This window comes from Acidovorax sp. 59 (genome assembly GCF_002754175.1).
GTDB classification, from domain to species: Bacteria; Pseudomonadota; Gammaproteobacteria; order Burkholderiales; family Burkholderiaceae_C; genus Acidovorax; species Acidovorax delafieldii.
Window position 1 is genome coordinate 39,593 of the sequence record NZ_PEET01000001.1, and the last position, 12,204, is coordinate 51,796.

The following is a 12,204-nucleotide window of genomic DNA, read 5'->3' on the forward strand; positions in this document are numbered from 1 at the left end:
GCCTCGCTGCAACCGCACGCTGCTTCAGGCTGCCGTGCGCGACGGCACCAGCGCCGCCCCGGCTGCGCGCCCCTGCAAGCCCTGGAACGCAAAGTCCACCTCGGGCACGCGGCCGCTCACGATGTCGGCCAACGCCTTGCCCGAGCCGCAGGCATGCGTCCAGCCCAGCGTGCCGTGGCCGGTGTTAAGGAACAGGTTGCCCACCTTCGTCTTGCCAATCAGCGGCACGTTGCTGGGCGTGGCGGGACGCAGGCCGCTCCAGAACTGGGCCTGGCTCGCGTCGCCCGCGCCGGGGAAGAGCTGCTCCACGCGCCGCACGATGGCCTCGCAGCGCACCTGGTTCAGGTGGCGGTCATAGCCGTTCAGCTCGGCAGTGCCGGCAATGCGCAGGCGATCACCGCCGCGTTCGCTGGTGTAGCGCGAGAACACGAGCTTGAACTCGTCGTCCGTCAGGCTCACCTGGTGCGCCTTGCTGGCGTCCTTGACCGGCATCGTCACCGAGTAGCCCTTGGCCGGGTAGATGGGCAGCTGGATGCCCAGTGGCTGCGCCAGCAGCGGGCTGAACGAGCCCATGGCCAGCACAAACGCATCGCCGCGCACGCGATCGAAGCGGCCTTCGGCATTGGTCACTTCCACATGGTCGATGCGGCCGCCTGCCTCGCGCAGCGCGGTGATGTGGTGGCCCATGCGGAACTGCACGCCCGCCGCTTCACACAGCTTGGCCAGCTCGCGTGTGAACTGGTTGGCGTCGCCGGATTCGTCCTCGGCCGTGTAGGTGGCGCCCGCCAGCTGAGGGCGGATATGGGCCAGGGCAGGCTCGATGCGCACGGCCTCGTCGGCGCTGATCACCTGGCGCTCGCAGCCGAGTTGGCGCATTTGCTCGGCCGGGGCCAGCGCGCCGTCGAATTCTTTTTGGTTGGTATAGAAGTGCAGGATGCCCTGCGTGCGCTGGTCGTACTGGATGCCGGTGGCCGCGCGCAGCTGCTGCAGCGTGTCGCGGCTGTAGGTGCCCAGGCGCACGATCTGCTCGATGTTGTGGCGCGTGCGCGCGGGCGTGCAGTTGCGCAGGAAGGACAGACCCCACAGCCATTGCCGCATGTCGGCGCGCAGGCGGAACAGCAGGGGTGCATCCTCTTTGCCCAGCCACTGCAGCACCTTGAGCGGCGCACTGGGGTTGGCCCAGGGTTCGGCGTGGCTCACCGAGATCTGGCCGCCGTTGGCAAAGCTGGTCTCGGCACCGGGCGCACCCTGGCGGTCGATGACGGTCACCTCGTGGCCGAGTTGCGAAAGGAAATAAGCCGAAGTCACGCCGAGCAAGCCGGCGCCCAAAACGATCACGCGCATGATTTTCAAAGCCTTTCTGGGCTCTGGCGCTAGAACAACATGCGCTGGCAGCTATGAATTCAATAGCGTGCAGCTGGCGCATGAATGCCCTAGCTGCCGCTCCCCCTGTCCTTGGTACCTGAGAGATTCACCGCCACCCACCCGGGCTGCGGCTTGCTCCTTCGGTGCGCTTCGCGTTGCGCGAGGCGGCTCTCCAGACGGCTTTGATGAATGGTGCAGTACGGGACCTGAGCGTGTATGGGAGTTTGCGCCTTCGGTGCAGCGGCGGCCTGTGGCTGCCGTGCTCTCCTGCGAGGCCGATTCTAGGGGCCAAGCCTGCGCGCAAGATCAACTCCGGCTGCTAATGGGGCGCAATCGTTGCTGATGCAGCGGGGCGGGGCCGCTGGTGAAGGTGCCGATAATCCGCCGACCCCTCGTCCTACTGAGAGTTTTGCCATGCCCCCCGCCACTTTGGACCCTGTCGCCAGCGCCGCCGTCATCACCCAGGCCCGGGAGGGGCGCACCCCCCGCCCGCTGGACTTTCCCGCAGGGCTTCGCCCACGCGATGCCGCCGAGGCCTACGCGGTGCAGGACGCCGTGGTGCGTGCGCGCGGTGACATCGCAGGCTGGAAGGTCGGCGCCGCGTCGCCCCAGGCGCAACCCGCGCGGGCCGCTCTCACGCGCGATTCGGTGTGGGCGGCCGCAGCGGGTGAGGCGGTTGCTCTGTCCGCAGCGGGTTTTGCCGTGATGGGCGTGGAGGCGGAGCTGGTGTACGAACTGGGGGCAGACCTGCCCGCCCGCGCCACCCCCTACAGCGCCGCCGAGGTGCTGGGGGCGGTGGTGTCGGTGCGCGCCGCCATTGAGGTATGCGACACGCGCTTTGCTGCATGGGCGCAACAGGGCGAGTGGAGCCGTCTGGCCGACCAGGCCTGCCACGGGGCGTTGATCGTGGGGGCTGGGGTGACCGATGTCGCTGCCGTGCAGCCCCTGGCGCAAGCGGTGACCTTGTCGGTGAACGGGGCCGTGGCCGTGCAGCATGCCACCTGGGGCAATCCGGCGGGCGACCCGCTGCGGCTGCTGGTGTGGCTGGCCAACGAAGGCGCGCGCAGCCTGGGCGGGCTGCGCGCGGGGCAGTGGGTCACCACGGGGTCGTGCACCGGCACCGTGCTGGTGGCGCCAGAGACCGAGGTGGTGGCGGACTTTCCGGGGCTCGGTCAGGCTGTGTTGTTGCTGCGGTAGCAGTGTCTGCCGCTATCGCGGGGACGGAGCCTGCTCAGCGCCCTGGTCGCGGCGGGAGCTGCTCCCTCAATTGCGGCGCGGGTTGTCCGGCTGGCTGTCACGGCGGTTGGGCACACCGTCGCCATCGCGGTCCCGGTCGTTGCGGTTGGAGATGCCGTCACCGTCGCGGTCCCAGCCACCGCGTTGCATCTCCCACCGGCCTTCGCGTTCGATCCACTGGGGCTGGCGATATTGGTAACCGTTGCGCGCCTGCACCCAGTGGCCGCGCACCCAGTGGTGGCGGTTGCCACGCCATTCCCAGTGGCCTTCTTCCCATACCTGGCCTCGGCGAGGGCGGGGCATCGCTTCATTGCGCGGAGGTGGCGGCGCAGGAATCACCTGGTAGGTGGGCGCAGTCTGGTAGCCGCGCTCGGGTTGGCCGGACTGAATGATGACGGTGCCCTGGGTGGCGGCCTGCGCAGGAGCGAAGGCCAAAAACGCCATAAGCGCCAGGGATGCTGCGGTGAGCGGGTGGCGGGCCATGAGTGTCTCCTGTGGGTGGTTCGATGCGGAACCGGGTGTTTCGATGGTGCACGGGCACCCGGCGCCGCGCTGTAGGCGCGATGCCGCCCCTGGCGTAGGCGCAGGGGGGCGCTCTGGGGCTGGCCTGCGCGCTACCGCAGGCGGCCGCCCCTCGGCTTAACGGCGGTACGGGTTGTCCGGGCGATGGTCGTAGCGGTTAGGCACGCCATCACCATCGCGGTCCCGGTCATGGCGGTTGGGCACACCGTCGCCATCACGGTCCCAGCCCCCGGGCTGCATGTTCCACCGGCCGCCGTGTTCAACCCAGCGGGGCTCGCGGTAGTGGTAGCCCGGGCGGGCCTTCACCCAGTAGCCCTGCATCCACACATGGCGGTGGCCGCGCCACTCCCAGTGGCCGGGCACCCACACCATGCCGCGGCGCGGGTGCGGTGCCACCTCGTAGCGGGGTGGGGGCGGTGCCTGGTACTGCACGAGTACCGGGGCGGGTTGCCGGTAGACGGGTGTACCAGCCTGGATGACGACGGTGGCGCTGGTCTGCGCCTGCGCCGCGCTCGCGGCGCCCAGCGACAGCAGGGCGATGGACACGACGGCAAGTGCTTTGCGGGCCATAAGGTTCTCCTCAGATGTGATTCCTTGCGGAACCGGAGACTTCATGGTGCGCACGCTGCGTCAAGCCGGTGTAGTCCCATTGCGAAGCTTTGTGAAGTTGTGTCGCCGACTTCGGAGGCAAACGGTTGCAGCGTGATGTTTGTCACGCCTGCTCAGGCATCCGGCGTCGGCCTCCTCCATTCACCTGCCCGCTATGGCTTGCTTCAGCGCCACCACACCAGCGCCGCAATCACCAGCAACGCACACCAAGCCGGGTGTCTGCCATGCGTGGCAAAGAACACCAGCACGCCACTGGCCAGGGTGGCAAGGCCCACCACATCGGCGGCCCAGGCGCCCAGGGCAGCGTCCCAAGGCGCGGTGCCCAGGCGCCAGAGCAGGGCGCTCAACGCCCAGCTCAGCACCGATGCAACATGCCAAGTGCCCCACAGGATGCGCAGGTGCGGGGTGTGCAGCACCTGCCGCGCAGTGCCGGGCTCCATGCGCCCCGCCGTTGGGTGCCCCTGCGTGCGCAGGCTGCGAAACAACAGAAGCTCGCCCAGCACCGAATGGGCCACACCCACCAGGGCCAGCCCGGCTGCCGCCAGGGTCAGCGCCGTGTTGGTCATGGGTGAATGGCCAGCGCCTCGTTGGCTCGGGTGTGCACGCGGGCACCCAGCTGCGTCAGCAGGTGCATCAGCCCCATCCACATGCGCTCGAATGCGGGCATCTCGCCAGGGACCTGGGCCAGGTGCTGGCCCAGCACGCGCTGGTGCTGGCGGGGGGTGACGGGCGGCGGTGTCTTGGTGCCAAAGTCAAACACCGGCTGGGTGAAGGGCTCCATCTGCCAGGCCTGCATCTCGGCCAGTGCGGGGGCGAGTTCGCTGGTGTAGGCCTGCACGGTCAGGTCGTTGCGCAAGAGCCCCAGCGCCTGGTAGGCCTGCAGCACCTGCGCGGTGCGCGCGGGGTCGGCGGGAGCGCGCAGCAGGGCCGACCACGCCTGCACCACCTGCGCCCGGAATGCGCTGGGCAGGACACGCGTGCAGCCAAAGTCGAGCACGCCCACCGTGCCATCGGGCGCGAACAGAAAGTTGCCCGGATGCGGGTCGGCATGCACCCGCCCCAGCACAAAAATGCAGTGCATGAACCAGTCCCACAGATGCTGCCCAGCCTGGTCACGCAGCGCCTGCGATGGCTGTGTGGCCAGCCAGGCCTGCAGCGGCTGGCCAGGCAGAAACTGCTGCGTGAGCACCTGGGCGCGCGTGTGCGAGAGCAGGGGCTGCGCCATCACCACGCCCGGCCGGGCCGCGTGCTGGGCGAACCACTGCATTTGTTCAGCCTCCTGCAGGTAGTCCACCTCGCGCAGCAGCGTGGCCTCGATCTCGGTCATCACGCTGTCCAGTACGGCATCCGCAGGCAAAGGCATGTCGGTGTGGGCCAGCGCGCGCAGCGCGGCGCGCATCAGTTGCATGTCGCTTGCAATGGTCGCGGCAATACCGGGGTACTGCACCTTGACAGCCACCGTGCCGTGGCCTGCCAGCTGCGCGCGGTGCACCTGGCCCAGGCTGGCGGCGGCAAACGCAGTGGGTTCAAAGTGGTCGAACAGCGCCTCTGGCTCCTGCCCGAAGGCCTGGCGGAACACGCGGCCCACCAGGGCTCGGTTGAGCGGCGGGGCCTGGTGGTGGGCGCGAGCCAGTTCGCTGCGCACACCGTCGGGCAGCAGGCCCGGGTGCATGCTGAGCAGCTGTGACACCTTGAGCGCTGAGCCGCGCAGCTGCCCCAGCGCACCAAACAGGATGCGGCCCAGCGCTGCCTCGTGCTCGGTCTGCGCCTGGGCCGAGCGCTTGCGCGTGCGGTGCGAAAGCTCGGCCATGCCGATGCGCGCGGCCGCGAGCCCCGTGATGGCACTGCGGGCCAGCTTGCCGGTGCGGGGTGCTTCCGAGTCAGTTTTGGCCATGGTCTGCCAGGCGCTGCGCCGTGCCGCGCGCTATGACACGGTGGATCGGCGTGATCACCGCCATGTAGGCATGGCCGAGTGTGTTGTGGATGTGCACCACCGTGCTCAGCACCACGCGGGGCGTGGCGTCAAGGGCGGCGGGCTGTTTGCAGATGGACACCTGCACGTCCAGGTGCTTGTCGTCCTGGCCCATCACCACCTCGGTGTCGCTCAGATGCCGGATGCGGAAGATGCCGACGCGGTCGCCCACGCGGTAACTGCGCGCGTCGCGCAGAGGCCGGCCACTGGCGGGTGGATGGTCATCGTGCAGCTGGCCCAGGTCCTTCAGGCCCACCAGGCGCACGGCCTTGTTGCGCACGAACATGAGGGCGCGGGTCCATGCCGGGGTACGGGCCGCCACGTCCAGCCACGACTGCAGGGCAGAGCGTGTGGGGTGCCGGTCGGCCACCTCGTAGGCATCAAAAAAATCTGCGCCCGGCAGTGTGGCGTGGATGGCGGTGCCGGGCGGCACTTGTGTGGCGCGCGCGGTGGTGGGCGCGGCGAGGGCAGGGGTCGCATTCATGGAGCGCTCTTTTTCTTGCGGGGCGTGGCTTTGGGCTGGGCGGCCGGTGCCCCGGTGGGGGGCGTGGCAGCGCGGGGCTTGCGCGGTGCTCGGGGGGGCGGCGAAGGCGTGGTGGCCGGGCTTGCGGCGGCGGCTGCCATGGGAGCGGGTGCCCGGGCTGTGGGGGCGCTGGCCATGGCCTGCTGGGCCATGTGCAGCATGCCCATCAGGCCGCTGCCGTGTTGCACCATGCGGGCCATCTGGCTGCGCAGCACAAAGCCACCCAGTTGCAGCACGCGGTTGACCAGCCCGCCGCGCAGCGCCTGCACCAGCACACCCAGCGACAGGTCCACCAGCTGCGTGGTGTCGGCAAATTCGTCGGAGGTGTCCGCCAGCCAGTAGCTCACCACACCCGCCAGGTAGTCGGTGTAGAGGTTGCCCGCCAGGCCCTTGAAATCGCAGGGCTCGATCTCGCCGCTGGCCTCGGCGGCTTCCAGAAAGCTCGCCACCGCATCGCGCAGGTTTTGGCGCGCTGCCAGCGGCTCGGCCAGCATCGACAGCGGCGAGCGCCTGGCCAGCCCGCGCACCTGGGCCACGAACTCGCGGTCGGCCAGCAGGCGCTCCAGCACGGCATCGGTCAGGCGCTGCAGCTTTTCTTGCAGGCCGTAGCCCGCAAAGCCCGGCGTCTGCAGCGTGTCGGCCAGCGCCTGGTGGGCCACGTCGTCCAGGTAGCCCAGCACGATGCGGTCCTTGGTGGGGAAGTATTTGTAGATCGTGGCGTCGCCAATGCCGGCGGCGCGTGCGATGTCTTTCATCGTCGTGCCGTCAAAGCCCTGGCGGGTCATGAGGTCCACCGCGCTGGCCACGATCTGGCGGCGCGTGGCGTCTTGTTGTTGGCGGGTGGTTTTCATTTAACTATTCTTAAATTGATTGAATTTTCAATTTAAAGAATAGTTATTTCTGTTTGTGGTGTCAAGCCACCTCTTCGAAGGCGCAAGCAGGGGTTTTGAGGCGTTTTTAGCCTCAAGCGCAGGTATTTCATGCGCTGATTGCTATCAAAAGGATAGTGATTGGAGGCTGGTTCATGGCACTGCGGCCAGTCCCTGCACCTGTGAGGCGGCCACTGCGCTCAACCAAGGGCAGAAGTTGGCTGGCAGCGACGGCTGCCGCTTGCAGGGCCCGCGAAATCGACGGCAGGCTTACCGCCGCATGCTGGCAAACGCCTCGAACTCCCAGCTGCGCATCGCCAGCAGCAGGGTGTAGCCCTCGCGCTCGCGGTCGGGCAGCTTCTGGTCGGCCAGGTGCTGCTGGGCAAAGTCCTGCGCCACGCGCTGCATGCGCTCCATGAAGGCGGGCGCCAGGCTGCGGCTGATGTTGCCGTGCACCAGCAGCACGCCTTCGCCCAGTCCGTCAAAGCCGCCCGCAAAGTAGTCCAGCAGCGCATGGTCGCGGAAGTAGTTCATCACCGGGCCATGTGGGCGCCAGCGGAAGGTCTTGGCCAGCTTGAGGCGGTAGCGGTTGAGCGGCCGCAGCTCGATGATGCCGATGCGGTCCAGCTGCGCCAGGTACTTGATGCCTTCGGCCTCCGTCAGGCGGTAGTAGCCGGTCACCTGCTCCAGCGTCCACTGGCTCAGCACACAAATTGCCATCAGCAGCAGCTTCTTGTCCGCCACCACGGCTTTTTCCTGCTCGTGGGTCAGCTCTTTCAGCAAGGGCTGCTCGTCGGCCACGCGCCGCGCCAGGTCGGCAAAGTCCAGCGCCAGCGCGCGGCAGATGGCATCGATGCGCGACAGCGGCATGTCGCCCTTGGCCAGCATGCGCTTGACGCTGGACTCGGCCATGCCCAGCGCCTGCGCCAGGTCGGCGTAGGTCATCTGCGCGGTCTTGAGTTCTTTTTTGAGGGCGGTGACAAGGTCGGCGGTCGTGCTCATGGGTTGGGGACTCCTGGGTATCGATTATCAATACCCGAAGGTGCGTGGGTAGCCCCTTGCGCGACTTTTTGAGGCGGCCGATGCGGCCGCTGCCCACACTGCGCGGCATCGTTCACTTTCTACGGTGTGTGTGATGCGTATTGCTTCTGTGACTCCCCTTCGTTTGCGCGGCCTGGCAACGCTGCCGCGCCTGTCCTGTGCCGAAACCGGCCTGCTGCTGGGCGTGGCCGCGCTGCTCGCGCTGGCGCTGTTTGGCCCGGGGCTGCCCGCCAGTCAGCACCAGCATGACTTTGCCGACCAGCGCACGTTGTGGGGCATTCCCTGTGCGCTCGATGTGTTGAGCAACCTGGCCTTTGCGTTGGCGGGTGCATGGGGTTGGTGGGTGCTGCGCCGTGTGCCGTCGGGCGCTCTGGACGCCACCCCCCGTGCGCTGGCCGCCCTGTTCTTTGGCGGGCTGCTGTGCACCGCCGCAGGCTCGGCGCTGTACCACTGGCAACCGCAGGACGCGGGCCTGCTGTGGGACCGTTTGGGCATGGTGCTGCCCTTTGCGGGGCTGCTGGGCCTGGCGGCGGCCAGCCGGGTGAGCGCGCGGGCGGGCGTGGTCGCTGCAGGCTCCGTGCTGCTGGCCGGGCCACTGGCCGTGTGGGTCTGGGTGCACACCGGCAACCTGTTGCCCTGGGCCGTGGTGCAACTGGGTGGTCTGCTCGTGGTGCTGGTGCTGGCATGCCTTCCACGCCGGGTCGATGGTCTGGCTCTGCACCTGGGCGTGGTGGTGGTGCTGTACGCCCTGGCCAAGCTGCTGGAGGCGGCAGACCACTCGGTGTTCGAGGCCACGAGCGGATGGGTGTCAGGCCACAGCCTCAAGCATGTGCTGGCGGCGGGCGCGGCCTGGCCGGTGCTGACGGCGCTGGGGTCGCTGGTGGCTTTGCGCCACAGTGACGCGGCGGGGATGCCGCGGGTCATGCCGTCCGGGCAGAATGGCGCCCACGCCGTGGGTGTCGCCCGCAGATCCGGCGCATGAAGCGCAGGTCCGGAAAATTCCAACAAGCCAACCCATCGGAAACGAGGAGAAACGCATGAGCCCCGACACCGCCTCCACCAGCGTGGCCCCAGCGCCCACGCACGAGGACCCGAACCAGTTTGCCTTGCTGCGCCAGCGGCGGTTTGCGCCATTCTTCTGGACCCAGTTCTCTGGAGCGGCCAACGACAACCTCTTCAAGTTCGCCTTCACGGTGATGGTGACCTACCAGCTCAGTGTGGACTGGCTGCCGCCGGCCATGGCGGGGCTGGTGATCGGCGCCCTGTTCATCCTGCCGTTCTTGCTGTTCTCGGCCACGTCGGGCCAGCTGACCGACAAGTACGACAAGACGAAGATGATTCGCTTCGTGAAGAACCTGGAGATCGCCATCATGCTGGTGGCGGCCGTGGGTTTCATCGCGGGCAATATCCCCATCCTGCTGCTGTGCACCTTCTTGATGGGCGTGCACTCCACGCTGTTTGGCCCGGTCAAGTTTGCCTACATGCCCCAGGTGCTCAACGAGCGTGAGCTGACGGGCGGCAACGGCATGGTCGAGATGGGCACGTTTGTGGCCATCCTGCTGGGCAATGTGGCGGGTGGACTGCTGGTGGCCATCCCGGGCATTGGCCACACCACGGTGGCCGTGGCCTGTGTGGTGGCTGCACTGGTCGGGCGCGCGGTGGCGCAGTTCATCCCCTCGGTGCCGGCCACCGACCCGGGGCTCACCATCAACTGGAATCCCTTCACAGAAACCTGGCGCAACCTCAAGCTGGCGCACGAGAACATCGTGGTGTTCCGCTCGCTGCTGGGCATCAGCTGGATGTGGTTCTTTGGCGCGGTGTTTCTGAGCCAGTTCCCCAGCCTGGCCAAGAACGTGCTGCATGGCAACGAGCAGGTGGCGTCGCTGCTGCTGGTGGTGTTCTCCATCGGCATTGGTGTGGGCTCGCTGCTGTGCGAGGTGCTCTCGCGCCGCCATGTCGAGATCGGCCTGGTGCCGCTGGGCGCCATCGGCATGAGCGTGTTCTCCATCGACCTGTACTTCGCGTCGCGCAGCCTGCCGGCGTCCGAGATCATGGGCCTGGCCGCCTTCATGGCCCAGGGCGCGCACTGGCGCGTGATGCTGGACCTGGCGCTGCTCAGCCTGTTTGCGGGCCTGTACAGCGTGCCCATGTATGCACTGATCCAGATGCGCAGCCAGCCCACGCACCGTGCGCGCATCATCGCGGCCAACAACATCCTGAACGCGCTGTTCATGATCGGCAGTTCGCTCATCGCCGGCGCCTTGCTGGGCACGGGTTTCACGGTGCCGCAGATTTTCCTTTTCACCGGCCTGGCCAACGCCGTGGTGGCGTTCTATATCTTCATGCTGGTGCCCGAGTACCTGCTGCGCTTCGTCGCCTGGGTGTCTTCGCGGTTCGTGTACCGCTTCAAGGTGCAAGGTGACGAGAACCTGCCGTCCACCGGCGCAGCCATCTTGGCGTGCAACCACGTGAGCTTTGTGGATGCGGTGCTGCTCATGGCGGCCAGCCCGCGCCCCATCTACTTCGTGATGGACCACCGCATCTTCCGCGTGCCCGTGCTGGGCTGGCTGTTCCGCCTGGCCAAGGCGATCCCGATTGCGCCGTACAAGGAAGACCCGAAGACCTACGAAGCCGCCTTTGACCGCGCGGCCCAGGTGTTGCGCGAAGGCGATCTGCTGGCCATCTTTCCTGAAGGTGGCATCACCAAGGACGGGCAGCTGCAGGAATTCAAGGGCGGCATCATGAAGATCATCGAGCGGGCGCGCGAAGAGGGTGTGGAGGCCCCGGTGATTCCCATGGCGCTGACCAATCTGTGGGGCTCGTACTTCAGCCGCATTGAAAAGGGTGGCGCCATGGTGCGGCCGTTTCGCCGGGGGTTCTACAGCCGCGTGGGGCTGAATGTGGGCTCTGCCGTGGCATCGACCGAGGTGCAGCCCACACTGCTGCGCGAGCGGGTGCAGAAGCTGCTGGCGGCCTGACGGCCAAGAGTGCAAGCCGCCCGTGGCTGGGCGGGTTCAGTCCGCCCGAATTTGCGCGCGCTGGGCAATGGCGCGCATGCGTGGCAACTCGTCTTCGATCTGCGCCAGCACGGCATCGCCCGTGGCGTAAGACGGCTCCAGCCCTGCGGCGATGAGCTTGCTGCGGATTTCGGCGTCCGCCAGGGTCTCGGCTAGGGCCTTGTGCAATTTGGCCTTGGCCTCGGCGGGCAGGCCGCGCGGCGCGACTACGGCCAGCCAGGAATCGGCCGAGAACCCCGGGAAGCCACTTTCTGCCACGGTAGGCACGTCGGGCAGCTGCGTGGCCCGCGTGGCGCCCGTGACGGCAATGGCCTTGATCTTGCCTGCCTTGAGCTGTGGCAGCGCTGCCGCCACGGTGTCGATGGTGAAGGGGATCTGCCCGCCCATCAGGTCGGCCATGGCGGGGGCGCTGCCCCGGTAAGGCACGTGCATCAGCTTGATGCCCGCGGCCGACCAGGTCAGCTCGGCTGCGAAATGCCCCGTGGTGCCGTTGCCAAACGAGCCGTAGGAGAACTTGTCGGGCGTGCGCTGAACGGCAGCGATCAGCTGCCGGAGGTTGTTGACCGGCACATCGCGGTGGGCCAGCAGAATCAGGGGCACACGGGCGACGAGGCCGACGGGCTCGTAGCTTTTGACGGGATCGTAGGGCAGCTTGGCGTTCAGCGCGGGGTTTACGGTGAAGGTGGAGCCAGAACTGATCAGCAGCGTGTAGCCATCGGCAGGCGCATTGGCCACATACGCCGCGCCGACCACGGTGCCCGCGCCCGCCTTGTTCTCGACCACGATGGGCTGGCCCAGGCGGTCGCCCAGCTTCTTGCTGATGGTGCGGCCCACGATGTCCACGGCGCCCCCCGGCGGAAAGGGCACGACCAACTGCACCGGCTTGGCGGGATAACCGTCGGCATGGGCGAGCCGCCACGTGCAGAGTCCCAGCCCCGCGGCGGCTGCCGCCACGAGGATCACGCTACGCCGACTGACAAGCTGCAAGCACTTCATGGGGGCTCCTTGGATCGGGGGTACGGGCGGGGCCCTTGCCTGGCGGTCAAGGGC

Annotated in this window: 12 protein-coding genes and 1 riboswitch; of the genes, 3 read left to right on the forward strand and 9 right to left on the reverse strand. The window is 67.7% G+C overall.

Going from position 1 to position 12,204, the window contains the following annotated elements; genetic code table 11:
- Positions 1-24 precede the first annotated feature (24 nt).
- Positions 25-1,344 (reverse strand): D-amino acid dehydrogenase, encoded by a 1,320-nt coding sequence (locus CLU87_RS00240; RefSeq protein ID WP_099729107.1) that lies wholly within the window; start codon positions 1,342-1,344, stop codon positions 25-27.
- A gap of 95 nt (positions 1,345-1,439) precedes the next feature.
- A riboswitch (glycine riboswitch) is annotated at positions 1,440-1,551 on the reverse strand.
- Between the two features lie 228 nt (positions 1,552-1,779).
- Between CLU87_RS00240 and CLU87_RS00245 the strand changes: the two genes are divergently transcribed.
- Complete coding sequence (locus CLU87_RS00245; protein ID WP_099729108.1) at positions 1,780-2,562, forward strand: 2-keto-4-pentenoate hydratase; 783 nt, start codon at positions 1,780-1,782, stop codon at positions 2,560-2,562.
- Positions 2,563-2,628: 66 nt separating this feature from the next.
- On the opposite strand, the gene CLU87_RS00250 is transcribed toward CLU87_RS00245, so the two are convergent.
- The 7 genes from CLU87_RS00250 to CLU87_RS00280 all read right to left on the reverse strand — a co-directional run bounded on the left by CLU87_RS00250 (position 2,629) and on the right by CLU87_RS00280 (position 8,098).
- Complete coding sequence (locus tag CLU87_RS00250) at positions 2,629-3,084, reverse strand: YXWGXW repeat-containing protein (protein ID WP_056065438.1); 456 nt, start codon at positions 3,082-3,084, stop codon at positions 2,629-2,631.
- Positions 3,085-3,240: 156 nt separating this feature from the next.
- Positions 3,241-3,693, reverse strand: coding sequence for a YXWGXW repeat-containing protein (locus tag CLU87_RS00255; protein ID WP_099729109.1), 453 nt, complete (start codon positions 3,691-3,693; stop codon positions 3,241-3,243).
- 203 nt (positions 3,694-3,896) lie between these two features.
- The gene (locus CLU87_RS00260) at positions 3,897-4,298 is read right to left on the reverse strand and encodes a hypothetical protein (protein ID WP_099729110.1); all 402 of its coding nucleotides are present in this window, start codon (positions 4,296-4,298) and stop codon (positions 3,897-3,899) included.
- Positions 4,295-5,626 carry an AarF/ABC1/UbiB kinase family protein gene (locus tag CLU87_RS00265; RefSeq protein ID WP_099729111.1) on the reverse strand — a complete coding sequence of 444 codons (1,332 nt, stop codon included), beginning with the start codon at positions 5,624-5,626 and terminating at the stop codon, positions 4,295-4,297. Before CLU87_RS00265 ends, CLU87_RS00260 begins: the two co-directional genes overlap by 4 nt.
- Positions 5,613-6,188, reverse strand: a complete 576-nt coding sequence (locus CLU87_RS00270; protein WP_099729112.1) for a DUF2867 domain-containing protein — start codon at positions 6,186-6,188, stop codon at positions 5,613-5,615. The genes CLU87_RS00265 and CLU87_RS00270 overlap by 14 nt, the downstream gene beginning before the upstream one ends.
- The gene (locus tag CLU87_RS23400; protein WP_099729113.1) at positions 6,185-7,078 is read right to left on the reverse strand and encodes a TetR/AcrR family transcriptional regulator; all 894 of its coding nucleotides are present in this window, start codon (positions 7,076-7,078) and stop codon (positions 6,185-6,187) included. Before CLU87_RS23400 ends, CLU87_RS00270 begins: the two co-directional genes overlap by 4 nt.
- A 288-nt stretch (positions 7,079-7,366) precedes the next feature.
- The gene (locus CLU87_RS00280) at positions 7,367-8,098 is read right to left on the reverse strand and encodes a helix-turn-helix transcriptional regulator (RefSeq protein ID WP_099729114.1); all 732 of its coding nucleotides are present in this window, start codon (positions 8,096-8,098) and stop codon (positions 7,367-7,369) included.
- 133 nt (positions 8,099-8,231) lie between these two features.
- Here CLU87_RS00280 and CLU87_RS00285 point away from each other — a divergent pair, with 133 nt between their 5' ends.
- Positions 8,232-9,119: a hypothetical protein gene (locus CLU87_RS00285; protein WP_233193671.1), complete on the forward strand. Its 888-nt coding sequence runs from the start codon at positions 8,232-8,234 to the stop codon at positions 9,117-9,119.
- A 55-nt stretch (positions 9,120-9,174) separates the two neighbouring features.
- On the forward strand, positions 9,175-11,115 hold the full coding sequence (locus CLU87_RS00290; RefSeq protein WP_099729115.1) for an MFS transporter: 1,941 nt from the start codon (positions 9,175-9,177) through the stop codon (positions 11,113-11,115).
- A 36-nt stretch (positions 11,116-11,151) separates the two neighbouring features.
- On the opposite strand, the gene CLU87_RS00295 is transcribed toward CLU87_RS00290, so the two are convergent.
- Positions 11,152-12,150 carry a tripartite tricarboxylate transporter substrate binding protein gene (locus CLU87_RS00295; protein WP_099729116.1) on the reverse strand — a complete coding sequence of 333 codons (999 nt, stop codon included), beginning with the start codon at positions 12,148-12,150 and terminating at the stop codon, positions 11,152-11,154.
- Positions 12,151-12,204: the final 54 nt, after the last annotated feature.

Coding starts and splice junctions, on each gene's coding strand:
- CLU87_RS00270 (WP_099729112.1), bottom strand. CDS start 6,188: ATGAATGCGACCCCTGCCCTCGCCGCGCCCACCACCGCGCGCGCCACA.
- CLU87_RS00260 (WP_099729110.1), bottom strand. CDS start 4,298: ATGACCAACACGGCGCTGACCCTGGCGGCAGCCGGGCTGGCCCTGGTG.
- CLU87_RS00295 (WP_099729116.1), bottom strand. CDS start 12,150: ATGAAGTGCTTGCAGCTTGTCAGTCGGCGTAGCGTGATCCTCGTGGCG.
- CLU87_RS00265 (WP_099729111.1), bottom strand. CDS start 5,626: ATGGCCAAAACTGACTCGGAAGCACCCCGCACCGGCAAGCTGGCCCGC.
- CLU87_RS00255 (WP_099729109.1), bottom strand. CDS start 3,693: ATGGCCCGCAAAGCACTTGCCGTCGTGTCCATCGCCCTGCTGTCGCTG.
- CLU87_RS00250 (WP_056065438.1), bottom strand. CDS start 3,084: ATGGCCCGCCACCCGCTCACCGCAGCATCCCTGGCGCTTATGGCGTTT.
- CLU87_RS00240 (WP_099729107.1), bottom strand. CDS start 1,344: ATGCGCGTGATCGTTTTGGGCGCCGGCTTGCTCGGCGTGACTTCGGCT.
- CLU87_RS00245 (WP_099729108.1), top strand. CDS start 1,780: ATGCCCCCCGCCACTTTGGACCCTGTCGCCAGCGCCGCCGTCATCACC.
- CLU87_RS00280 (WP_099729114.1), bottom strand. CDS start 8,098: ATGAGCACGACCGCCGACCTTGTCACCGCCCTCAAAAAAGAACTCAAG.
- CLU87_RS00285 (WP_233193671.1), top strand. CDS start 8,232: ATGCGTATTGCTTCTGTGACTCCCCTTCGTTTGCGCGGCCTGGCAACG.
- CLU87_RS00290 (WP_099729115.1), top strand. CDS start 9,175: ATGAGCCCCGACACCGCCTCCACCAGCGTGGCCCCAGCGCCCACGCAC.
- CLU87_RS23400 (WP_099729113.1), bottom strand. CDS start 7,078: ATGAAAACCACCCGCCAACAACAAGACGCCACGCGCCGCCAGATCGTG.